30 protein-coding genes are annotated in these 21,502 nt (G+C 64.1%); 27 read left to right on the top strand and 3 right to left on the bottom strand.

What is annotated here, in order from left to right:
* Window positions 1-4: 4 nt before the first annotated feature.
* The 11 genes from rpsJ (at window position 5) to rpsQ (ending at window position 5,537) form a co-directional block, all read left to right on the top strand.
* On the top strand, window positions 5-316 hold the full coding sequence (gene rpsJ, locus ACP2WS_RS11055; RefSeq protein WP_054257904.1) for a 30S ribosomal protein S10: 312 nt from the start codon (window positions 5-7) through the stop codon (window positions 314-316).
* Window positions 317-646: 330 nt separating this feature from the next.
* Window positions 647-1,321, top strand: coding sequence for a 50S ribosomal protein L3 (gene rplC / locus ACP2WS_RS11050; RefSeq protein ID WP_374494233.1), 675 nt, complete (start codon window positions 647-649; stop codon window positions 1,319-1,321).
* Window positions 1,321-1,944: a 50S ribosomal protein L4 gene (rplD, locus tag ACP2WS_RS11045; RefSeq protein WP_374494235.1), complete on the top strand. Its 624-nt coding sequence runs from the start codon at window positions 1,321-1,323 to the stop codon at window positions 1,942-1,944. Before rplC ends, rplD begins: the two co-directional genes overlap by 1 nt.
* Window positions 1,941-2,255 (top strand): 50S ribosomal protein L23, encoded by a 315-nt coding sequence (gene rplW, locus ACP2WS_RS11040; RefSeq protein WP_374494237.1) that lies wholly within the window; start codon window positions 1,941-1,943, stop codon window positions 2,253-2,255. The genes rplD and rplW overlap by 4 nt, the downstream gene beginning before the upstream one ends.
* Window positions 2,255-3,082 carry a 50S ribosomal protein L2 gene (rplB, locus tag ACP2WS_RS11035; RefSeq protein ID WP_374494238.1) on the top strand — a complete coding sequence of 276 codons (828 nt, stop codon included), beginning with the start codon at window positions 2,255-2,257 and terminating at the stop codon, window positions 3,080-3,082. Before rplW ends, rplB begins: the two co-directional genes overlap by 1 nt.
* Window positions 3,083-3,092: 10 nt before the next feature.
* Entirely contained in the window at window positions 3,093-3,368 is a 276-nt protein-coding gene (gene rpsS, locus ACP2WS_RS11030) for a 30S ribosomal protein S19 (RefSeq protein ID WP_374494240.1), read from the top strand.
* A gap of 9 nt (window positions 3,369-3,377) precedes the next feature.
* Complete coding sequence (rplV, locus tag ACP2WS_RS11025; protein WP_374494242.1) at window positions 3,378-3,716, top strand: 50S ribosomal protein L22; 339 nt, start codon at window positions 3,378-3,380, stop codon at window positions 3,714-3,716.
* A gap of 3 nt (window positions 3,717-3,719) precedes the next feature.
* Window positions 3,720-4,595: a 30S ribosomal protein S3 gene (gene rpsC / locus ACP2WS_RS11020; RefSeq protein ID WP_374494243.1), complete on the top strand. Its 876-nt coding sequence runs from the start codon at window positions 3,720-3,722 to the stop codon at window positions 4,593-4,595.
* A 29-nt stretch (window positions 4,596-4,624) separates the two neighbouring features.
* On the top strand, window positions 4,625-5,041 hold the full coding sequence (gene rplP, locus ACP2WS_RS11015) for a 50S ribosomal protein L16 (RefSeq protein ID WP_374494244.1): 417 nt from the start codon (window positions 4,625-4,627) through the stop codon (window positions 5,039-5,041).
* 16 nt (window positions 5,042-5,057) lie between these two features.
* Window positions 5,058-5,252, top strand: coding sequence for a 50S ribosomal protein L29 (gene rpmC / locus ACP2WS_RS11010; protein ID WP_374494246.1), 195 nt, complete (start codon window positions 5,058-5,060; stop codon window positions 5,250-5,252).
* A gap of 15 nt (window positions 5,253-5,267) precedes the next feature.
* On the top strand, window positions 5,268-5,537 hold the full coding sequence (rpsQ, locus tag ACP2WS_RS11005) for a 30S ribosomal protein S17 (protein ID WP_374494248.1): 270 nt from the start codon (window positions 5,268-5,270) through the stop codon (window positions 5,535-5,537).
* Between the two features lie 246 nt (window positions 5,538-5,783).
* Here the strand turns inward: rpsQ and ACP2WS_RS11000 are convergent, their stop codons facing one another.
* Window positions 5,784-7,337, bottom strand: a complete 1,554-nt coding sequence (locus ACP2WS_RS11000) for a YifB family Mg chelatase-like AAA ATPase (RefSeq protein WP_426460820.1) — start codon at window positions 7,335-7,337, stop codon at window positions 5,784-5,786.
* A gap of 176 nt (window positions 7,338-7,513) precedes the next feature.
* Between ACP2WS_RS11000 and ACP2WS_RS10995 the strand changes: the two genes are divergently transcribed.
* From ACP2WS_RS10995 to ACP2WS_RS10935, 13 genes are all read left to right on the top strand, one after another.
* A complete protein-coding gene (locus tag ACP2WS_RS10995) occupies window positions 7,514-7,900 on the top strand; it encodes an ArsR/SmtB family transcription factor (RefSeq protein WP_426460819.1) in 387 nt (128 codons plus the stop codon).
* Window positions 7,897-8,337 carry an arsenate reductase ArsC gene (locus tag ACP2WS_RS10990; protein ID WP_426460818.1) on the top strand — a complete coding sequence of 147 codons (441 nt, stop codon included), beginning with the start codon at window positions 7,897-7,899 and terminating at the stop codon, window positions 8,335-8,337. Before ACP2WS_RS10995 ends, ACP2WS_RS10990 begins: the two co-directional genes overlap by 4 nt.
* Before the next feature lie 2 nt (window positions 8,338-8,339).
* Window positions 8,340-9,428: an ACR3 family arsenite efflux transporter gene (gene arsB / locus ACP2WS_RS10985; protein WP_426460817.1), complete on the top strand. Its 1,089-nt coding sequence runs from the start codon at window positions 8,340-8,342 to the stop codon at window positions 9,426-9,428.
* Window positions 9,429-9,444: 16 nt separating this feature from the next.
* A complete protein-coding gene (locus ACP2WS_RS10980; RefSeq protein WP_426460816.1) occupies window positions 9,445-10,491 on the top strand; it encodes a permease in 1,047 nt (348 codons plus the stop codon).
* A gap of 17 nt (window positions 10,492-10,508) precedes the next feature.
* Window positions 10,509-10,739, top strand: a complete 231-nt coding sequence (locus ACP2WS_RS10975; RefSeq protein ID WP_374494258.1) for a thioredoxin family protein — start codon at window positions 10,509-10,511, stop codon at window positions 10,737-10,739.
* Between the two features lie 177 nt (window positions 10,740-10,916).
* Window positions 10,917-11,756, top strand: coding sequence for a Crp/Fnr family transcriptional regulator (locus tag ACP2WS_RS10970; RefSeq protein ID WP_426460815.1), 840 nt, complete (start codon window positions 10,917-10,919; stop codon window positions 11,754-11,756).
* A 33-nt stretch (window positions 11,757-11,789) separates the two neighbouring features.
* Window positions 11,790-12,419 (top strand): general stress protein, encoded by a 630-nt coding sequence (locus ACP2WS_RS10965; protein ID WP_426460814.1) that lies wholly within the window; start codon window positions 11,790-11,792, stop codon window positions 12,417-12,419.
* A 247-nt stretch (window positions 12,420-12,666) separates the two neighbouring features.
* Entirely contained in the window at window positions 12,667-13,500 is an 834-nt protein-coding gene (locus ACP2WS_RS10960; protein ID WP_426460813.1) for an amino acid ABC transporter substrate-binding protein, read from the top strand.
* 74 nt (window positions 13,501-13,574) lie between these two features.
* Window positions 13,575-14,228, top strand: coding sequence for an amino acid ABC transporter permease (locus ACP2WS_RS10955; protein ID WP_374494262.1), 654 nt, complete (start codon window positions 13,575-13,577; stop codon window positions 14,226-14,228).
* Complete coding sequence (locus ACP2WS_RS10950; RefSeq protein ID WP_426460812.1) at window positions 14,209-15,003, top strand: amino acid ABC transporter ATP-binding protein; 795 nt, start codon at window positions 14,209-14,211, stop codon at window positions 15,001-15,003. The genes ACP2WS_RS10955 and ACP2WS_RS10950 overlap by 20 nt, the downstream gene beginning before the upstream one ends.
* Window positions 15,004-15,246: 243 nt before the next feature.
* Window positions 15,247-15,951, top strand: coding sequence for a CDGSH iron-sulfur domain-containing protein (locus ACP2WS_RS10945; protein WP_374494265.1), 705 nt, complete (start codon window positions 15,247-15,249; stop codon window positions 15,949-15,951).
* A 229-nt stretch (window positions 15,952-16,180) separates the two neighbouring features.
* Window positions 16,181-16,417, top strand: coding sequence for a 3-hydroxyacyl-CoA dehydrogenase NAD-binding domain-containing protein (locus ACP2WS_RS10940; RefSeq protein WP_426460811.1), 237 nt, complete (start codon window positions 16,181-16,183; stop codon window positions 16,415-16,417).
* A gap of 2 nt (window positions 16,418-16,419) precedes the next feature.
* On the top strand, window positions 16,420-17,166 hold the full coding sequence (locus ACP2WS_RS10935) for a 3-hydroxyacyl-CoA dehydrogenase NAD-binding domain-containing protein (protein WP_426460810.1): 747 nt from the start codon (window positions 16,420-16,422) through the stop codon (window positions 17,164-17,166).
* Between the two features lie 149 nt (window positions 17,167-17,315).
* Here ACP2WS_RS10935 and ACP2WS_RS10930 read toward each other — a convergent pair whose 3' ends face one another.
* Together ACP2WS_RS10930 and ACP2WS_RS10925 are read right to left on the bottom strand one after the other, a co-directional pair.
* Entirely contained in the window at window positions 17,316-19,655 is a 2,340-nt protein-coding gene (locus ACP2WS_RS10930; protein ID WP_426460809.1) for an NADP-dependent malic enzyme, read from the bottom strand.
* 189 nt (window positions 19,656-19,844) lie between these two features.
* The gene (locus ACP2WS_RS10925) at window positions 19,845-20,336 is read right to left on the bottom strand and encodes a DUF4019 domain-containing protein (RefSeq protein WP_426460808.1); all 492 of its coding nucleotides are present in this window, start codon (window positions 20,334-20,336) and stop codon (window positions 19,845-19,847) included.
* 210 nt (window positions 20,337-20,546) lie between these two features.
* Between ACP2WS_RS10925 and ACP2WS_RS10920 the strand changes: the two genes are divergently transcribed.
* The 3 genes from ACP2WS_RS10920 to ACP2WS_RS10910 all read left to right on the top strand — a co-directional run.
* Window positions 20,547-20,864: a hypothetical protein gene (locus ACP2WS_RS10920; protein ID WP_426460807.1), complete on the top strand. Its 318-nt coding sequence runs from the start codon at window positions 20,547-20,549 to the stop codon at window positions 20,862-20,864.
* Window positions 20,861-21,157, top strand: coding sequence for a hypothetical protein (locus ACP2WS_RS10915; protein ID WP_426460806.1), 297 nt, complete (start codon window positions 20,861-20,863; stop codon window positions 21,155-21,157). The genes ACP2WS_RS10920 and ACP2WS_RS10915 overlap by 4 nt, the downstream gene beginning before the upstream one ends.
* 52 nt (window positions 21,158-21,209) lie before the next feature.
* A partial coding sequence (locus ACP2WS_RS10910) for a hypothetical protein (protein ID WP_426460805.1) occupies window positions 21,210-21,502 on the top strand: 293 nt, incomplete at its 3' end.

Here is a 21,502-nt window from a genome sequence, read left to right as displayed (position 1 = left end):
GCACATGTCCAAGCAGAAAATCCGCATCCGCCTCAAGGCCTTCGACTACAAGCTGATCGACCAGTCCGCTGCCGAGATCGTCGACACTGCCAAGCGCACCGGCGCCATCGTCAAGGGTCCCGTGCCCCTGCCGACGCGCATGAAGCGTTTCGACATCCTGCGTTCGCCGCACGTCAACAAGTCGAGCCGCGACCAGTTCGAGATCCGCACCCACCAGCGCCTGATGGACATCGTCGATCCCACCGACAAGACGGTGGACGCGCTCATGAAGCTCGACCTGCCTGCAGGTGTCGACGTCGAGATCAAGCTGCAGTAAGCGGCACGTCCCCCGCTTCCGGCTTCGGCCGGAAGCCGACCAGGACCCTTCGGGCCGGTGAGCGATCACCGGCCTTTTTTCTTGCGCGCTCCCAAGCGCGGCGTGCGCTGCTGCGGCTGCCGCACCACATCTCGCTGCCTTCTGGCACGCAGGCAGAAACACGGCGCTTGCAAAAGAATGGCAGCCCCTCTACAATTGTCAGCTTCGTGTCCCTTGCGAGCTGATTTTGTGCGCGCAATCCATGGGGCGCGAAGTTTCATCAACAGTCTTTCACATCAACACGCGGTCAGCCAATTGCAGTTGGTCGTGGTGAAAGTTACGGAGAAAACAATGAGTCTGAGCAAACACTTGGGTTTGCTGGGCCGCAAGGTGGGCATGATGCGTGTCTTCACCGATGAAGGGGATGCCATTCCCGTCACGGTGGTCGACGTGTCCAACAACCGCGTGTCCCAGGTCAAGACCGAAGCCAACGATGGCTACGTGGCTCTGCAGGTCACCTATGGCAAGCGTCGCGCCTCCCGCGTCACCAAGCCCCAGGCTGGCCATCTGGCCAAGGCCGGCGTCGAAGCCGGTGAAATCACCCAGGAATTCCGCGTGACCGATGAGGTTGCCGGCAAGTACCCCGCAGGCGCAACCCTGCCTGCAGCCGAGCTGTTCAGCGTGGGCCAGGTGGTCGACGTGCAGGGCACCTCGATCGGCAAGGGCTACGCAGGTACCATCAAGCGCCACAACTTCGGTTCCCAGCGCGCTTCTCACGGTAACAGCCGTTCGCACAATGTTCCGGGTTCCATCTCCATGGCCCAGGATCCGGGTCGCGTGTTCCCCGGCAAGAAGATGACCGGTCACCTCGGCGACGAAACCGTCACGGTCCAGAACCTGTCCGTCGTGCGTATCGACGAAGCCCGTCAGCTGCTGCTGATCAAGGGTGCCGTTCCTGGCGCCAAGGGTGGTTTCGTGTCCGTCCGTCCGGCGGTCAAGGCCAAAGCTGCTGAAGGAGCCAAGTGATGCAGATCGAACTCCTGAACGAACAGGGCCAGTCTTCTGCCAAGGTCGATGCCAACGACACCGTGTTTGGTCGCGACTACAACGAAGACCTCGTGCACCAGATCGTGGTGGCCTATCAGGCCAACGCGCGTCAGGGCACCCGCAAGCAAAAGGACCGTACCGAGGTCCGTCACTCCACCAAGAAGCCCTTCAAGCAGAAGGGTACCGGCAATGCCCGTGCCGGTATGACGTCTTCTCCGCTGTGGCGTGGAGGCGGTCGTGCATTCCCGAACGGCCCCGAAGAGAACTTCGCACAGAAGCTCAACAAGAAGATGTACCGCGTCGGCATGTCTGTGATCCTGTCGCAGCTCGTGCGTGACGGCCGTCTGGCCGTGGTCGATTCCCTGGATGTGGACAGCCCCAAGACCAAGGGTCTGGTGTCCAAGTTCAAGGCGATGAACCTCGATTCCTCCGTTCTCGTGATCGCCGAGGAAGTGGGCGAGAACCTGTACCTGGCTTCCCGCAATCTGCCCAACGTCCTGGTCGTCGAGCCCCGCTACGTCGATCCGCTGTCGCTGGTCTTCTACCGCAAAGTGCTCGTCACCAAGGGCGCTCTCGGCAAGCTGCAGGAGATGTTCGCATGAGCACCAAGAAATTCGACGAAGGCCGCCTGATGGCCGTGCTGCTGGCACCTGTCGTGTCCGAAAAGGCCACGATGGCAGCCGAGCAATCCAATGCTGTCACCTTCAAGGTGATGCAGGATGCCACCAAGCCCGAAATCAAGGCTGCCGTGGAACTGATGTTCAAAGTGGAAGTGACGGGCGTGTCCGTGGTCAACACCAAGGGCAAGGTCAAGCGTTTCGGCCGTACCATCGGTCGCCGTAACAACGTGCGCAAGGCCTACGTCACGCTCAAGGAAGGTTCTGAACTGAACCTGTCAGGGGAGGCTGCATAATGGCTGTCATCCAGATCAAACCGACCTCCGCTGGCCGCCGCCATGTCGTCAAGGTTACCCGTGACCATCTGCACAAGGGCGCCGGTTTCGGTCCCCTGCTCGAGCCTCAGTACCAGAAGGCCGGTCGCAACAACAACGGGCACATCACCGTGCGCCACAAGGGTGGCGGTCATCGTCACCACTACCGCGTGGTGGACTTCGTGCGCAACGACAAGGACGGCATCGTCGCCAAGGTCGAGCGCATCGAGTACGACCCGAACCGCACTGCGCACATCATGCTGGTGTGCTACGCCGATGGCGAACGCCGCTACCACATTGCCGCGCGCAATCTGCAAGTCGGTTCCAGCATCGTGAGCGGCTCCGAAGCTCCGATCCGCGTGGGCAACACCCTGCCGATCCGCAACATTCCCGTCGGTTCCACGATTCACTGCATCGAGCTCAAGCCGGGCAAGGGTGCACAGATCGCGCGTTCCGCTGGTGCTTCGGCCACTCTGCTGGCCCGTGAAGGCATCTACGCACAGGTCCGCATGCGTTCGGGCGAAGTGCGCAAGATCCACATCGAATGCCGCGCCACCATCGGTGAAGTGGCCAACGAAGAACACAGCCTGCGTCAACTTGGCAAGGCCGGCGTGAAGCGCTGGATGGGTATCCGTCCGACCGTCCGCGGCGTGGCCATGAACCCTATCGACCACCCGCACGGTGGTGGCGAGGGACGTACCGGTACTGGTATGGCGCCTGTCGATCCTTGGGGCAACCTCACCAAGGGTTACCGTACTCGCAACAATCGCCGCACGCAGTCCATGATTGTGTCGCGTCGCAAGAAATAAGGGGTAGACAATGGCTCGTTCTCTCAAAAAGGGTCCATTTGTTGACCATCACCTGATGGCCAAGGTTGAAAAGGCCATCGAAACCAAAGACAAGAAGCCCGTCAAGACCTGGTCGCGTCGCTCCATGATCCTGCCCGAGTTCATCGGTCTGACGATCGCCGTGCACAACGGCAAGCAGCACGTGCCCGTCTATGTGACTGACCAGATGGTTGGCCACAAGCTGGGTGAATTTGCCCTGACCCGTACCTACAAGGGTCACGCGGCAGACAAAAAAGCGAAGAAATAAGGAAAGACCATGGAAACACGTGCAATTGTTCGTGGCGTCCGTCTGTCGGTCGACAAGGGCCGTCTGGTCGCCGACATGATTCGCGGCAAGAAGGTCGATCAGGCGCTCAACATCCTGACGTTCACGCAGAAGAAAGCTGCCGTGATCATCAAGAAGGCGCTCGAATCCGCCATTGCCAACGCCGAGCACAACGATGGAGCCGATATCGACGAACTGAAGGTCAAGACCATCTACGTCGAGCAGGGTCCCACGCTCAAGCGCTTCACCGCCCGCGCAAAAGGCCGCGGCAACCGCATCAGCAAGCCCACATGCCATGTGTATGTGACTGTTGGCAACGAAGAGGTGTAAGCAATGGGACAGAAAATCCATCCTACCGGTTTCCGCCTGGCGGTGACCCGCAACTGGAACAGCCGCTGGTATGCCAACAACCGCGACTTCGCCGGCATGCTGGCCGAAGACGTCAAGGTGCGTGAATACCTGGGCAAGAAGCTCAAGAACGCCTCCGTTGCCCGCATCCTGATCGAGCGTCCTGCCAAGAGCGCCCGCATCACGATCTACTCTGCCCGTCCGGGTGTGGTGATCGGCAAGAAGGGTGAGGACATCGAGAACCTGAAGAAGGAACTGAACGCCATGCTGGGCGTTCCGGTCGCCGTGAACATCGAGGAAGTGCGCAAGCCCGAAGTCGATGCCAAGCTGATCGCCGATTCCATCACGCAGCAGCTCGAAAAGCGCATCATGTTCCGCCGCGCCATGAAGCGCGCCATGCAGAACGCCATGCGCATGGGCGCCCAGGGCATCAAGATCATGTCCGCCGGTCGTCTGAACGGCATCGAAATCGCCCGCACCGAGTGGTATCGCGAAGGCCGCGTGCCTCTGCATACGCTGCGTGCCGACATTGACTACGGCGTGAGCGAAGCACACACCACCTACGGCGTCATCGGCGTCAAGGTGTGGGTCTACAAGGGTGATACCCTGGGCCGCAACGATGTGCCCTCGCTCGACAGCACGCCCCGTCCGGATGACGAGCGTCGTCCGCGCGGCCGTCGTGATGGCCGTGGCAACGACCGTCCGCGCACCCGCCGCGTGGCCGGCCCCGGCAACACCGCTCCCGCCGATGGCAGCGACAAGCCGAGCGAAGCCTCTGGTGCCGAAGCCAAGTCCGCCGTTAAGCGCGTCCGCAAGGAAAACGCGCCTGCTGCAGCAGCAGACGGTACTGCAGCCGAATAATCCCGTTCGGTTGATCCAGGAGAAACAACATGCTGCAACCTGCACGCAGAAAGTATCGTAAAGAGCAGAAAGGCCGCAACACCGGTATCGCCACTCGTGGCAATACCGTGGCGTTCGGTGACTTCGGTCTGAAGTCCACCGACCGCGGCCGTCTGACCGCCCGCCAGATCGAGGCCGCACGTCGTGCGATCTCCCGTCACGTCAAGCGTGGCGGTCGCATCTGGATCCGTGTCTTCCCCGACAAGCCGATTTCCGAGAAGCCCGCTGAAGTCCGTATGGGTAACGGCAAGGGCAATCCGGAGTACTACGTCGCTGAAATCCAGCCCGGCAAGATGCTGTTCGAGATCGTCGGCGTTTCCGAGGAACTGGCACGTGAAGCTTTTGCACTGGCCGCTGCCAAGCTGCCGCTGCGCACCGTGTTCGCAACGCGCCTGCTGGGCGCTTGATCAGGAGGAATAGACCATGAAAGCTGCTGATCTGCGCAACAAGGACGTCGCTGCGCTCGAGGCCGAAGTCAAGGACCTGCAGAAGGCCCACTTCAATCTGCGCATGCAAAAGGGCACCCAGCAACTGCAGAACACTGCAACGCTGCGCCAGACACGTCGCGACATCGCACGTGCAAAGACCATTCTTGCTGAAAAGCAAGCCGCCAAGTAATCAAGGAGTGACCAGATGACGGAAGCAAAAACCTCCCTCAAGCGCACCTTGATCGGCAAGGTGGTGAGCGACAAGCGCAGCAAGACGGTGACCGTGATGATCGAACGCCGCGTGATGCACCCGCTCTACGGCAAGATCATGATCAAGACCAGCAAGTACCACGCCCATGACGAAAATGGCGAGTACAAGGTGGGCGACATCATCGAAATCACCGAAAGCCGTCCGCTGTCCAAGACGAAGAACTGGGTGGCTACCCGCCTGGTTCAGAAGGCCGGCGTGGTCTGATCCCGCCGCCTGCGTCTGTCCGCAAGGACCGCACGGAAACGCCCTGCACTGCAGGGCGTTTTTTTTTGGTCTGTGGATCTGTGGGGCGTGGTTGGCGGATCGGGAAGGCATTCCATGCCATGCAGAGAGGGCCCGATGCAGCCGGTGGCGAGGCTGGAGGGGAAAGTGGGCGCACGGGGCAGACATTACCGGGCGGTGCGTGGCGGGAGGGAGATGTGGCCCGGGTGCCGGCCAAGCGGGGGGCGTTCAGAGGCGTTCGGGCAGGGCGCGGCGCATCTGGATGGCTTCGGCAATGTGGGCGGCAGCGAGTCGGGGGTCGCCGGCCAGATCGGCAATGGTGCGGGCGATGCGCAGGGTGCGATGCATGCTGCGGGCGCTCCAGCCCAGACGGACAGCGGCTGTCTGCACGAAGGAGCTGGCCTCGGGGGTGAGGTCCAGTACCTGGTCGAGCCGGGCACCTTCGAGCAGGGCATTGGGGCAGCCTTGTCGATCGAGGGCGATGGCGCGTGCGGCGGTCACACGCTCGCGGATGGTAGCACTGTGCTCGCCGCGCGGGGCATGGAGGAGATCCTGTGGGGGGACGGCGGCGACTTCGACGCGCAGGTCGATGCGGTCGAGCAGGGGGCCGCTGAGCTTGCCCTGATAGCGACTCACCTGGTCGGGGGTGCAGCGGCAGGCGCGCACGGCGCTGCCGAGGTAGCCGCAGGGACAGGGATTCATGGCAGCCAGCAGCTGGAATCGGGCAGGAAATTCGGCTTGCTGGGCGGCACGCGAGATGTGGATGCGTCCGGTTTCGAGGGGCTCGCGCAGGGCTTCCAGGGCTGCCCTGGGAAATTCGGGCAGTTCATCGAGAAAGAGTACGGCTTCGTGGGCGAGGCTGATTTCGCCGGGGCGTGGAGGGGAGCCACCGCCCACCAGAGCCACGGCACTGGCGGTGTGGTGGGGGGCACGCACGGGGCGCTGTCCCCAGCGGGCGGGATCGAAGTGTCCGGCCAGGCTGGCAATGGAGGCGGATTCGAGCGCTTCGCGGGCCGTCATGGCTGGCAGCAGACCCGGGAAGCGCTGGGCCAGCATGGATTTGCCTGATCCGGGGGGGCCCATCATGAGCAGGCTGTGGGCGCCTGCGGCACTGATTTCGAGCGCACGCTTGGCTGCGGCCTGTCCCTTGACATCGGACATGTCCGGGTAGTCGGGCTGGGGCAGGGCATCGGGGGCATGGAGTCGGGTCCAGCCGCTTTCCTGCTGGTCGCTGTCTGCCTGGGAGGCCGTCAGGCAGCTTCCGGATGGCAGGAACTGACGGACGACATCGAGAAGATGGCGTGCACGGTACACCTCGGCGCCGGGGACCCAGGCCGCTTCTTCGGCGCTGCCGGGCGGCAGGACCAGCGGAGTGCCGCATCCCTGTCGGTACAGGGCAGCGGCCATGGCCAGTGCGCCCCGTACAGGGCGCAGGGCACCGGAGAGGGACAATTCGCCGGCAAAGGCGTGGCGCCCCAGGCGCTCGCGGTCGATCTGGCCAGAGGCGGCCAGAATGCCGAGGGCGATGGGGAGATCGAAGCGGCCTGAATCCTTGGGCAGGTCGGCCGGGGCGAGGTTGACGGTGATGCGCTTGTTGGTGGGGAATTCCAGTCCTGCGTTCTGGATGGCGCTGCGCACACGTTCGCGGGCTTCCTTGACTTCGGTGTCGGCCAGACCGACGAGCGTGAAACTGGGCAGGCCGTTGGCGAGATGCACTTCCACGGTGACGGCCGGGGCGGCGAGCCCGAGGAGCGCATGGCTCGGTATCTGTGCAAGAGTCATGGCACGGAATGTCGCAAGGAAAATGGCAGACCATGAGGTCCAAAAGATCAATGGTGAGAGGCATTGTACGCACAAGGTATGTGCAGCGGCAGAGGGAAAGAAGCTGGGCTGCGGGAAGGGGGTATCCGTGGCAGCAAGGGCTGGTTTTCGCATGATTATTCGACTATCATCGAAATATGGAATTGTTTGAAGCTGCTGCATTGCTGGCTGCGCTGGGGCATGAATCCCGGCTGGCCATTTTTCGTCTGTTGGTAGAAGCGGGGCCTGCAGGGCTGCATGCGAGTGGGGTGGGCGAGCGGCTGGGCATGGCGCCGGCCACGCTGTCGTTTCACCTCTCGCAGCTCAGCCGGGCAGGGCTGATCGAGGGGGTGCGCGAGGGTCGGTTCATTCGCTATTCGGCGAACTATCCCCGCATGGATGCACTCATTGCCTTCCTGACCCAGGACTGCTGTGCTGGCATGGCCACGCCTCCGGCGACGGTGTGCCTGCCGCTGACGGCGTGCTGCAGCACGATGGACAAGCGGCGGGCCCAACTCGGAAAAAAGGAAGAGAACCTCTCATGAACCAGAACGAAAAGCGTGTGCTTGTGCTGTGCACGGGCAATTCATGTCGGTCCCAGATGGCCGAGGTGCTGTTGAATGCCGATCTGGCGGGACGGGTGCGGGCCGTGTCGGCCGGAACCCGTCCCCAGCCGGGCGTGGCGGCTGGGGCACTGGAAGCCCTGCGGCTGGCCGGATTGCCTGTCGAGGGGCTGCATCCCAAGGATGTGGAGAGCATGGGCGGGGAGGTGTTCGATCTGGTGGTGACGGTCTGTGACCATGCGCGCGAGGCGTGCCCGGTTTTCCCGGGGGCACGGCATCTGCACGTGGGGTTTCATGATCCCCATGGGGAGCCGCTCGCCTCGTTCGTGGCGGTGCGCGACGAGATTCGTGCCCGGCTGGTGCCTGAGGTGGCTCAGGCCCTGGGCGTGGCGCTCGATGCACCGGTACAGGGGAAGTGACCATGTCCGCAGGATGTCGTGAAACGGAGCAGCCCCAGGGGCAGCGGGCGCCCATGGGGGTGTTCGAGCGCTATCTGAGCGTGTGGGTGGTGCTGTGCATCGGGGTCGGGATTGCCTGCGGGCAGATGGCGCCGGGGGTGTTTCGGGCCATTGGCCGCATGGAGGTGGCACGGGTCAATCTGCCGGTGGGGGTGCTGATCTGGGTGATGATCATTCCGATGCTGGTCAAGGTGGATTTCGGGGCCCTGGGCGAGGTGCGGCAGCATGTGCGTGGCATCGGGGTGACGCTGTTCGTGAACTGGCTGGTCAAGCCGTTCTCGATGGCGCTGCTGGCCTGGCTGTTCGTGCGGCATCTGTTTGCGCAGTGGCTTCCGGCAGGGCAGATCGACAGCTATGTGGCGGGACTCATCCTGCTGGCGGCGGCGCCCTGCACGGCCATGGTGTTCGTGTGGAGCCGGCTCTCCGGAGGGGATCCGCTGTTCACGCTCTCGCAGGTGGCGCTGAACGATTCGGTGATGGTGTTTGCCTTTGCGCCCCTGGTGGCCCTGCTGCTGGGCATGGCCTCGATCACGGTGCCGTGGGATACGCTGATGGTGTCGGTGCTGCTGTACATCGTGCTGCCGGTGATCGTGGCCCAGCTCTGGCGCCGGCAGCTGCTGCAGCGCGGGCAGGGGGCGCTGGAGGCGGCCATGGCGCGCATGGGGCCATGGTCCATGGCGGCACTGCTGCTCACGCTGGTGCTGCTGTTTGCCTTCCAGGGGGATGCGATCGTGCGCCAGCCGCTGGTGATTGCACTGCTGGCCGTGCCCATTCTGCTGCAGGTGCTGTTCAATGCCGCGCTGGCATATGGGCTGAACCGGGCGGTGGGAGAGGCGCATGCGGTGGCCTGCCCATCCGCCCTGATCGGTGCGTCCAATTTCTTCGAGCTGGCCGTGGCGGCAGCCATCAGCCTGTTCGGTTTCGAGTCTGGTGCGGCACTGGCCACGGTGGTGGGGGTGCTCATCGAGGTGCCGGTGATGCTGCTGGTGGTGCAGGTGGTCAATGGTTCGCGCGGCTGGTATGAGCGGGGCCTGAGGCAGGGATCGCATTGAAGGGAAGGAGAAGGACATGCATGCGCAGAAGATGGCGTGGGGTTCGCCCCTGATTCGCTGGATCGTGATGCTGGGCGTGGCGGCTGTGGCGTGGGGGGTGCTCTACAGCCAGCTCGATGCACTGGCCAATGCGGTGCTCGCCCTTCTGGGAATGACCCGGCAGACGCGGCTGGGCGAGGCGCTGCACTTCTTCTTCTATGACGCACCCAAGGTGCTGCTCCTGTTGATCGGCATTGTGTTCGTCATGGGTGTGGTGCAGACCTTCTTCGCACCCGAGCGCACGCGTGCGCTGCTGGCGGGGCGGCGGCTGGGAGTGGGCAACGTGCTGGCGGCGACGCTGGGCATCGTCACGCCGTTCTGCTCGTGCTCGGCGGTGCCGCTGTTCATCGGTTTTCTGTCGGCCGGGGTGCCGCTCGGGGTGACCTTCTCTTTTCTGATTTCTGCGCCCATGGTCAACGAGGTGGCGCTGGCGCTGCTGTTCGGCATGTTCGGCTGGAAGGTGGCTGCCCTGTATCTGGGGCTGGGCCTGGCGGTCGCGATCGTGTCGGGGCTGGTGATCGGGAGACTGCACATGGAGCGCTTCCTGGAGGACTGGGTGCGCGAGATGCAGCAGGGGCAGCATGCCATGTATGTCGGCGAGCGGCCCGACTGGGTGAGCCGGTTCGAGGCAGGGCGCGAACATGTGCACTCGATCGTGGGCAAGGTCTGGCCCTACATCCTGGCCGGCATCGCGCTGGGGGCGGGCATCCACGGCTATGTGCCGCAGGACTTCATGGCCTCGTTCATGGGGCGCGATGTGTGGTGGGCGGTGCCGGCAGCCGTGCTGCTGGGCGTGCCCATGTACACCAATGCCGCGGGCATCATTCCGATCGTCGAGGCATTGATCGGCAAGGGGGCGGCCGTGGGGACGGTGCTGGCGTTCATGATGAGCGTGATTGCGCTGTCTGCCCCTGAAATGATCATTCTGCGCAAGGCGCTCAAGCCCCGGCTGATCGCGACCTTTGCGGGAGTGGTGGCCCTGGGCATTCTGCTTGTGGGCTACGTGTTCAACCTGGTACTGTGAACGATGGAGGAATCATCATGAAAGACGTGAAAGTGTTGGGAACGGGCTGTGCCAACTGCCGCAATACGGTGGCGCTGATCGAGGCTGTGGCCAAGGAGCGCGGAGCCGAGATCACGCTCGAGAAGGTGGAGGACATGCCCTCCATCATGAGCTACGGCATCATGTCGACCCCTGGGGTGGTGATCGATGGCAAGGTGGTGCATGCGGGCGGGGTGCCCAGCCGGGACAAGGTGCTGGGCTGGTTCTGAATCCCGCCGGGTACAGAAGGCGCCTGCCTTCCTATCATCCTTGCGGGCCCCATGCATCTCGCTCCATGCACCGTGATCGAGGTGCATGAGACCGGAAGCGTGGAATGCCCGAATGTGTCACAATGTGCCGCATTATGAAATGTGGTGATGGGGACAGGGCTGGAGTGCAGTGGCCGAATGGAGTTCCCCATCATCGCCGAGGGGCCACCCTGGGTGGCAGAACGTGAGGAATTCATTGACATGATGGGCCACTGGTATCTTCGTTCGGTAGACTGGGTGCACCACCTGCCGGCTGCGTTCTACAGCCATCTGCGCGACAAGGCGCGCGTGGCGCACTATCTGCCGGGAGAACGGATCTTTGTGCCCGCCCAGAATCCCGAATGGGTCTATCTGCAGGAAGAAGGGCACAGCCGCATCTACAGCCTCTCCGAGCAGGGGGAGGAGTTCACGCTGGAGGTCGTTGCTCCTGGAGAGATCTTCGGGGAGCTGGCCATTCTGCAGGGGGCGCGTCGCGAGCACTATGCCACCGCCCTCGATGCAGGCGTGGTGCTGCGGTTTGCACGGGAGGTGTTTCTGGCGCTCATGCGGGAGGCACCGGACTTTGCGCTGACGGTGACGCGTCAGGTGTCGGGGCGGCTCTTGCGCATCGAGTCGCGCGCCCGCGATCTGGTGTTCCGTGATGTCCCGGCGCGGCTGGCGCAGTGCCTGCTGCGGCTGGCCCATGACTTCGGCGAACCGGCACCGGAAGGAGGGGTACGCATCGGTCTGCGCTTTACCCAGGCCGAGCTGGCGACCCTGATTGGCGCCTCGCGCCCGACGACCAATCTGGTGCTCAGGCAGATGCGCGAACAGGGCTGGATCCGCATCGACCGACGGCATCTGGTGCTGATGGACCAGGCGGCGCTGCAGGGGCTGAATATGCAGGAGAGTGCGGGAGTTTCTTCATCGGCAAGCAGCCAAGCAAATGCGGGTGTGCAGAATGGAGATGCAGAAGAAATGCAGGTGTCCGCCAGCTAACAGACAGGCAGTGGGGAGCTGGGATATCGTGGAATGGCACAGATCGTCAGGCGGTTTGTGTACGTCATGCCACAGCGTTCGGAGAATGCTGTGGATATTTTGTGCTCTGAATTTCAGGAAATTCCTATGCCCAGCATTGCCATCGCTACTTATCCTTCGCACGAAGCCGCTGAAGCTGCTGTCAAGCAGCTGACTCAGGACGGCATCGATATGCAGCACCTTTCCATTGTCGGAAAGGGCTATCACACGGAAGACGATGTCGTCGGCTACTACACGACCGGCGACCGGGTGAAGAGCTGGGGAGGGGCCGGCGCTTTCTGGGGGGGACTGTGGGGGCTGCTCGTGGGAGCTGCCTTTTTCATTATTCCGGGCATCGGTCCCGTAGTGATTGCAGGGCCTTTGATCTCGGCCCTTGTGGGAGCGCTGGAAGGGGCGGTTGTGGTGGGCGGACTCTCGGCTCTGGGAGCTGCGCTGGTGAGCATCGGCATTCCCAAGGACTCTGTCCTGAAGTACGAAACTGCCCTCAAGGCTGACAAGTATCTGCTGGTCTACCACGGCAGTCGTGAGGATGTGGAAGGGGTGCAGGCGCGCATCGAGATGCATGGAGGACAGGATGCCGTGGAAAGCTATTCCAGTGATGACGGAACGGCAAAGGCTTCCTGATCTGCAGAACGGCACTTCTTTCCAAAGCGGATGATTCTGCAGCAAGGGAAGGCGATCCGCGATAATCGGGAAAGTGGACGGGATCATGGCCTCTGCGCGAGGCTGTGCACAGGGCGCTACCGCGCTCCGCATCCCGCATGGTCTCCGGCTCCCTGCGGGTCGCAGGGCATGGCATCCTGGATGCCCGGACTGCTCTCAGGAGGAGCGCCGGGCGTTTTCTTTTTCCTGCATTCATGGAATCGTTCGCATGCAACGTCGCGCCTTTACTTCCCTTTCCGCGTTTTCCCTGCTGGCTGCAGCCGGCATGTTGGCTGGCTGTGGCAAGCAGCAGGGAGCGGCGCCTGCCGCATCCGGTGCCTCGGGTGCCGCTCCGGCGGGCGCAGCCGATGCCGGACATGCGGGCAAGTTCGTGATCGGGCTCGATGACAATTTTCCGCCCATGGGCTTTCGCAACGATAAGCAGGAGCTGGTCGGATATGACATCGACATGGCCCGCGAGGCAGCCCGCCGCATGGGCATGGAAGCCGACTTCAAGCCCATCGACTGGAGCGCCAAGGAAGCCGAGCTCAATGGCCGGCGCGTGGATGCCCTCTGGAACGGCATGACCATCACCGAGGAGCGCAAGAAGAACGTCGCCTTTACCAGGCCCTACATGGAGAACCACCAGATCATCGTGGTGACCGCAGCCTCTCCCATCCATGCCAAGGCCGATCTGGCCGGCAAGGTGGTGGGGGTGCAGGACGGCAGCAGCGCCGTGGAGGCCGTGGCCAAGGACCCGGTGTCCAGGCAGATGAAGGAGATCAAGAAGTTTGGCGACAACGTGGCAGCTCTCATGGACCTGACGACGGGACGCCTCGACGCCGTGGTGGTGGACGAGGTGGTGGGGCGCTACTACACCAGCCGCAAGGCAGGGCAGTACCGCATCCTCTCCGACAACTTCGGCAGCGAGGAGTACGGCGTGGGCCTGCGCAAGGACGACAAGGCCCTGCTGGCCAAGCTCGATGCCGCGCTCGATGCCATGAAAGCCGATGGCACGGCCCAGAAGATCGCAGCCAAGTGGTTCCAGGCTCCGCAGCAGTAAGGTTCGCTTCTTCGCTCGAAAGGGGCTGCGGCCCGGCACGGTGCGCCGTGTCCGGTCTGCGGCCATGATTGCCCATGGATACCTTGCTTGCCATGCTCCCCCCGATGCTCGAAGGCGCGGGGACGACGCTCAAACTCTTCTTCATCACGCTGGCGCTGGCCCTGCCGCTGGGGCTGGGACTGGCCCTGCTGCGGCTTTCGCGCTGGGGGGCCGTGCGCACCGCCGTGAATGGCTACCTCTGGCTGATGCGCGGCACGCCGCTCATGCTGCAGCTGCTGTTCGTGTACTTTGCGCTGCCCTTCGTGCCCGGGATCGGGCTGCGGCTGCCGGATTTTCCGTCGGCGGTGCTGGCCTTTGCGCTCAACTACGCGGCCTACTTCGCCGAGATCTTCCGCGCCGGCATTCAGAGCGTGGATCGGGGGCAGTACGAGGCGGCCCAGTCGCTCGGCATGAGCTACGGCCAGACCATGCGCCGCATCGTGCTGCCGCAGATGGTGCGCCACATCCTGCCGCCCATGAGCAACGAGACCATCACCCTGGTGAAGGACACCTCGCTGATCTACGTGCTGGCGCTCAACGACCTGCTGCGTGCCGCGCGCAACATCGTGCAGCGCGATTTCACCATCACCCCGTTCATTGTGGCGGCGGCCTTCTATCTGATCATGACGCTGGTGCTGACATGGCTGTTCCAGCATGGGGAGAAACGGTATGCACGCCAGGACCAGTGACGCAGACGGCGCACAGGCTCCCGCTCTCGTCGTGCGGGAGGTGTGGAAGCGCTTCGGCGACAACGAGGTGCTTCGGGGCATCTCGCTCGATGTGGCTGAAGGCGAAGTGATCGCCATTCTGGGTTCATCGGGCTCGGGCAAGAGCACGCTGCTGCGCTGCGTCAACCACCTGGAGCACATCGACCGGGGACGCATCGTGATCGAAGGCGAGACACTGGCCGATACCGATGCCTCCGGACAGGCCCGCTACCCCGACGAGCGTACCGTGCGGCGCATCTGCGCGCAGACCGGCATGGTGTTCCAGCACTTCAATCTGTTTCCCCACATGACCGTGCTGCAGAACCTCATCGAGGCCCCGATGACCGTCAAGGGCATGGCCCGCGCGGCCATCGTGCCCCGGGCGGAGGAGCTGCTGCGCAAGGTGGGGCTGTTCGACAAGCGCGACGCCTATCCGGGGCGCCTTTCGGGCGGACAGAAGCAGCGGGTGGCCATTGCGCGGGCGCTGGCCATGGAGCCCCGCATCATGCTGTTCGACGAGCCCACGAGCGCGCTCGATCCCGAGCTCACGGGCGAGGTGCTGCGCACCATGCGGGCCCTGGCCCAGGAACGCATGACCATGCTGGTGGTCACGCACGAAATGGCCTTTGCCCGCGAGGTGGCCCATCGGGCCGTGTTCATGGATCAGGGGGTGGTGGTCGAGGACCGTCCGGCACGGGAATTCTTTGCCGAGCCGCGTCACCCGCGGGCACAGGCGTTTCTGCAGCACATGCCCTGACCTGAGGGGCCGGGAGGCGGGAGATGTCCGGAATGTCAGGGGGCCGACATGCTGCAAGACCACCGGCGGCACTCGACCTTTGCGGGGGGACACACAATGGGCCCTCCTGGGAATGCGGCACTTGTGGCCGCGTCCGCACGGCCTGCAGTGTGGGGCCGGCACAGTGCAGCCATGATATGGCTTGCAGAGCGGAAGTCCCGGGGACAGAACCATTTTCATGCCTCTTTTGCAAGGAACGTACCCATGACACACGCCTCCACCCCCAAGCAGCCTCCCCATGTCAAGATCACCGAGGACGGCCCCTATGTGGTCAGTGGCGGGGTGCCGCTGCGGCAGCAGGCCATCGTGACCGATGCGCAGGGGCAGTCGCTCGACTGGGAAACCACCCGGACCTTCGAGGCGGGCGAGGAGTATGCGCTGTGCCGCTGTGGCCAGTCGGCGAACAAGCCCTATTGCGACGGCAGCCATGCCAAGGTGGGATTCGACGGCACCGAAACCGCCGACCGCGCGCCCTACCGCGAACGTGCCGAGCTGATGCCCGGCCCGGCGCTGTCGCTGACTGATCAGGAATCGCTGTGTGCCTTTGCGCGCTTCTGCGATCCCCATGGCCGGGTCTGGAACCAGGTCGAGGCCACTGACGACCCCGAGGTGGCGCGCAACTTCGTGCGGCAGGTCAACAACTGCTCGGCTGGTCGGCTCGTGGCATGGAACAACCAGACCGGTACGCCCGTCGAGACGCCGCGGGCTCCGGCCATCGGCGTGACCGAGGACACGGCACGCGGCTGCTCAGGCCCTCTCTGGGTCCAGGGCGGCATCGCCATCGAATCGGCCGATGGAACCGTGTACGAGCGGCGCAACCGCGTGGCGCTGTGCCGCTGCGGCCAGTCGCGCAACAAACCCTATTGCGATGGCACGCACGCGGCCATCGACTTTCAGGACGGGCTCTGAACCGGGCGCCCGGACCTGCGGGAGACAGTGCTCCGTTTCTGCTGCAACGGCGCCTGATGTCCGGGACGTGTGGCCGGGTGCCTGCCTTGCAGGAGGCATCGACCCGCACGGGACAGCAGGGGCCGGACAGTGGATCGGGGCATGCAGGGCTCCCGACCCCCGTCCCCGGTGGCGCGCCGCTCCAGGCACGCTGCCCGACGGGACGCCATCCGCACAAGGAGAAAGACAGATGAGCATGACACACACCACGGAGCTGCCGCGCACGGCAGCGGTGATCGGGACGGGCACCATCGGAGCCAGCTGGACCGTGCTGTTTCTCGGGGCGGGCCTGCAGGTGCGGGCCAGCGATCCTGCTCCCGGCGCCGAGGCGCACCTGCGCGCCTTTGTGGCCGAAGCCTGGTCCAGCATGGAACAGCTCGGGCACACGGCGGGGGCCGTACGCTCGATGCGGCCCAGCAGGCCCTGACGGTGCATGCCAGTGTCGAGGAGGCTGCGCAGGGAGCGGACTTCGTGCAGGAGAACGCACCCGAGCGGCTCGACATCAAGCGGCAGGTGTATGCCGGGCTCGAATCGGTGCTGGGGCCGGACGTGATCATTGCTTCGTCCACCTCCGGCATCATGCCCAGCACACTGCAGGAAGGCATGCAGCACCCGGAGCGGCTGGTGGTGGGACACCCCTTCAACCCGCCGCATCTGATTCCGCTGGTGGAAGTGGTGCCGGGCAAGCAGACGTCCGAAGCCACGGTGCAGGCCGTGCTGGCGCTCTATCGCGCCCTGGGCAAGACCCCCATCCGGCTGCGCAGGGAAGTGGTGGGACACATCGCCAACCGGCTGCAGGCCGCCATCTGGCGCGAAGCGGTCTATCTGGCACGCGAGGGCGTGGCTTCGGTGGAAGACATCGATCTGGCCGTCTCTGCCGGGCCGGGGCAGCGCTGGTCCATCATGGGGCCGAGCATGATCTTCAATCTGGCCGGCGGGCTGGGCGGCATGGAGCATTTTCTGGAGCACCTGGGCCCGGCGCTGGAAACCTGGTGGGCGGACCTGGGCTCGCCGCACCTCGACGCCGATACGCGACGGATGCTGGTGGAGGCCTTCGGCACGCCCGATCCCGCCCGCTTCACCCAGGCGGTGGAACACCGTGACCGGGCCCTGCTGCGCCGCCTGCAGGCCCTGGACGCGGATCAGCACGATACCGGAGCGGCGCCCGCAGCCTGACGACTGACCGGTGCCCCACTGCTTCCTGTAGCCATGGAAAACGGCCTGCCCTCGCGCACGGTGCGTGCTCAGGGACAGGCCGGAGGAAGCGAAAAGGGCAGGAGGGGTGGAATGAGCGGGCTGCCGCGCGTCACCTCCTCCTGCAGTATTCAGGCCGCGCCGGGCGTGGGGGCGTTGGCGTTGGCTTCCGCGACGGTGAAGGCGGTCATGTTCACGATGCGGCGCACCGTGGCACTGGCCGTCAGTATGTGCACCGGCTTGGCGGCACCGAGCAGCACGGGGCCGATGGCGATGTTGCCGCCGGCTGCCGTCTTGAGCAGGTTGTAGGCGATGTTGGCCGCATCGAGCGTCGGCATGACCAGCAGGTTGGCGTTGCCCGTCAGGGTGCTCTCGGGCATGAGCGTCTTGCGCAGGGCCTCGTCGAGCGCCACATCGCCGTGCATTTCGCCGTCCACTTCGAGCCAGGGGGCGCGCTGCTGCAGGATGGACAGCACTTCGCGCATCTTGACCGCCGTGGGATGGTTGGTGGAGCCGAAGTTGGAGTGGCTCAGCAGCGCCACCTTGGGCACGATGCCGAAGCGCTGGATTTCCTGCGCGGCCATGATGGTGAACTCGGCAATGCGTTCGGCGCAGGGGTCGTAGTTGACGTGGGTGTCGACGATGAAGACCTGCTGCTTGGGCAGCAGCAGCCCGTTCATGGCGGCATAGCCCTGCACGCCGGGCTCGAACCCGATCACCTGCTCGATGTACTGCAGGTGCATGGCCGTGCTGCCCCAGGTGCCGCAGATCATGCCGTCGGCATAGCCCTTGTGCACCATCATGGCAGCGATCAGCACCAAGCGGCGGCGCATCTCGATCTTGGCCATGGGGATGGTCATGCCCTTGCGGGAAGTCATCTTGTGATAGGTCTGCCAGAAGTCGCGGTAGCGCTCGTCGTCCTCGACGTTGACCACGTCATAGTGCTCGCCCTGGTGCAGACGCAGGCCGAACTGCTCGATGCGCCGGGCAATGATGGCAGGGCGTCCGACCAGAATCGGGCGGGCCAGCCGCTCGTCCACCACGATCTGCACGGCGCGCAGCACGCGCTCCTCTTCGCCCTCGGCGTAGACCACGCGTTTCTTGGTGGCCATGCGGGCGACGGTGAAGATGGGCTTCATGGTCGCGCCCGAGGCGTAGACGAAGCTCTGCAGCTGCTCCTCGTACTCGGCCATGTCCTTGATCGGGCGCGAAGCCACGCCCGCGTCCATGGCGGCCTGCGCCACCGCCGGTGCGATCTTGATCATGAGCCGCGGATCGAACGGCTTGGGAATCAGGTACTCGGGGCCAAAAGCGAGGTTCTGCCCCACATAGGCAGCGGCCACCACTTCGCTTTGCTCGGCCTGGGCCAGCTCGGCAATGGCGTGCACGGCCGCGATTTCCATCTCGTCGGTGATGACGGTGGCCCCGCAGTCCAGGGCGCCGCGGAAGATGTAGGGGAAGCACAGGACGTTGTTGACCTGGTTCGGGTAGTCGGTGCGGCCCGTGGCCATGATGGCATCGTCCCGCACCTGGCGGACTTCCTCGGGCTTGATCTCGGGGGTGGGGTTGGCCAGCGCAAAGATGAGCGGATTGGCCGCCATGCGGGCCACCATCTCGGGCTTGAGCACGCCGCCCGCAGACAGTCCCAGGAACACGTCCGCACCCTCGATGGCCTGGCCGAGCGTGCGCAGGTCGGTGTCCTGCATGAACTGGGCCTTGTCATCATCCATGAGCTCGGTGCGGCCCTGGTAGACCAGCCCGGCCAGATCCGTCACCCAGATGTTCCGGCGGGGCAGGCCCAGCTTGACGAGCAGGTTGATGCAGGCCAGCGCGGCCGCGCCGGCGCCGCTCGTGACGACCTTGACGTCTTCGAGCTTCTTGCCCACGACCTTGAGGCCGTTGAGCACGGCGGCACCCACCACGATGGCGGTGCCGTGCTGGTCGTCGTGGAAGACCGGAATCTTCATGCGCTGGCGCAGCTTGCGCTCGACGATGAAGCAGTCCGGTGCCTTGATGTCCTCCAGGTTGATGCCCCCGAAGGTGGGCTCCAGTGCCGCGATGATCTCGACGAGGCGGTCCGGATCCTTTTCGTTGATCTCGATGTCGAACACGTCGATGCCGGCGAACTTCTTGAACAGGACGCCCTTGCCCTCCATCACGGGCTTGCCGGCGAGCGGGCCGATGTCGCCCAGACCCAGCACGGCAGTGCCGTTGGTGACCACGCCCACCAGGTTGCCGCGGGCCGTGTAGCGGAAGGCTGCGGAGGGATCCTTCACGATCTCCTCACAGGGCGCAGCCACGCCGGGCGAATAGGCCAGTGCCAGATCATGCTGGTTGACCATCTGCTTGGTCGCCTCGACGCTGATCTTGCCGGGGCGGGGCAGCTCGTGGTAGTCGAGCGCAGCCTGGCGCAGCTCGGGATGGCGATTGGCCGACGTGTTGGGGTTGCTGGCGGAAATCTCGGGGGGCATGGGGGTTCTCCTTGCGTTCTTGTCTGGCTTGTGGCGAGATGTGACTGCCATTGTAGGCGGCTTGTTCTGCCCGGCAGACCCAGGATTTCCGGGAGGGTGCGGCATGCTGCCTCTGGCACATGGGATGGATAGGGGGCGCTGCAGGGCAGACGGGCCCCCCATGGGCCATGAGGGGCTCGTGCAGGACGCTTATGGGTGCGCAGCCGGGGCAGTTCCGGGACGCACGATGTAGCCCGTCAGGCGCCAGTGGCCTTCCTGATCCAGTCCCATGCTGACCCGCTCCACCACCACCTGTCCGTCGGTCAGCCGGGTGCCCATTTCCACATTGGCGTAGAGCCCCGCAGGAGAGCGCGGGTCGGCTGCCGGATGCAGAACGCGCCAGACGCCGATCCATCCCCGGCTGGCGACCTTGCCCTGGAAGCCCTTGTGCGCGGCATGCAGCTCGGAGAGGAACTTGCTCTTCTTGAAGGTCTGCCGGATGAACGGCATGGTCGAGGCCCACAGGGCCTCATCCTCGCCGCGGTCGAGCTGCTGCAGCGTCTGCTGGGCGCGGGCAATCAGGACATCGGCCGAATCGGCTTCGGAAGGGGTCTGGGCCTGTGCGGGAGCCATGCACACAGCGCCACACAGGAAGCAGGCAGCCGCGAGGGCGCGCAGAGAAACAGAGGAAGAAGTGGACATGAGAAATCGAGGATGAAAAAGGAGGTGGGGTGGACAGAAAAATGACGTTGCACTTGCCATGCAGCAATCCATGAGGCCGCATGCAACCCTATGGAATAGTACACAACGTTGTGTTAAAGCGATCTTTGTGCGCGCTTCGTCTGGCTTGTGTCCACGAGGGTCTACCCTATAATTTTTCACAATTTTCATCAACAGGGAGATCACAAAATCATGCGTTTGGTTGCGGCGGCAGGACTGATGGCCGGGGTTGCCGGTATGGCTCAGGCAGAATCCAGTTTTCAGAATGCCAGCGGCTCGCTGACGGCGACGGCGCATCTGGACTTCCAGATCACCGTGCCGCATGTGCTGTATCTGCGCGTGGGCACGGCGGCTGCAGGCTATGCCACGGGCAGCACCGTGGACCTGATCAGCTTCACGGTGCCTGCAGCCAATGTGGGTGATGGCACCGTGGTCGCTGCCACTGCCACGAGTGGGGACCAGGGCAACGGCACCGTGACGGCGCGCGTGATGGGCAACGGGGGGATGTGACTTTCACGTCCACCACCGCGGGAGCGCTCAAGAACGACAACGGGGATACCGTGTCGTTCAGCAAACTGGCGGTGAGCTCTGCCGTCAACACCAGCGCCACCGCCCTGCCGCACCCGACCTTTGTGGATGGAGGGATCAGCTCTGCCTTGACGCTGACGGCCACCAACCATGTGGTGAACCAGGATGCCAAGTGGACGTTCACCTATCTGAACAACTCCATTCTGGGCGCGGGCACTTACGGGGGCGTCAACACCAACAACAGCCGTGTGACCTATACGGCCGTCATGCCCTGAGGCAGGGGTGTTCTGCCATGACGGGAAATGCCACTGCGGTGGCATTTTTTGCATGAAGCGGGTCCGCACCTGTCTGCTCATGGGCGCCCTGTGCGGTGCCGGAGCGTCTGCCTGCGCCTTCACGGCCACGATTTCCAGAGGGACCAAGGCAGTGTATCTGCAGGTGGGCACGGGCACCATGAGTGGCACCTATTCCTCGGGGGGAACTCCCGGCACCAACACCACGGTCAATCTGGTCAGTGCCACGCTCTCGGTGGCGGATGTCACGTCGGGCTCGGCCGTGACGATGACCTCCAACAGCCCCACCACCAGTCCCTACGATGGATACACCTTCTGCAATGTGCC

Source organism: Brachymonas moutaii (nom. illeg.), assembly GCF_049977365.1.
Taxonomy (GTDB): domain Bacteria; phylum Pseudomonadota; class Gammaproteobacteria; order Burkholderiales; family Burkholderiaceae_C; genus Brachymonas.
Note: the sequence above shows the minus strand (reverse complement) of the source record. Positions and strands in the feature narration are given on the sequence as shown.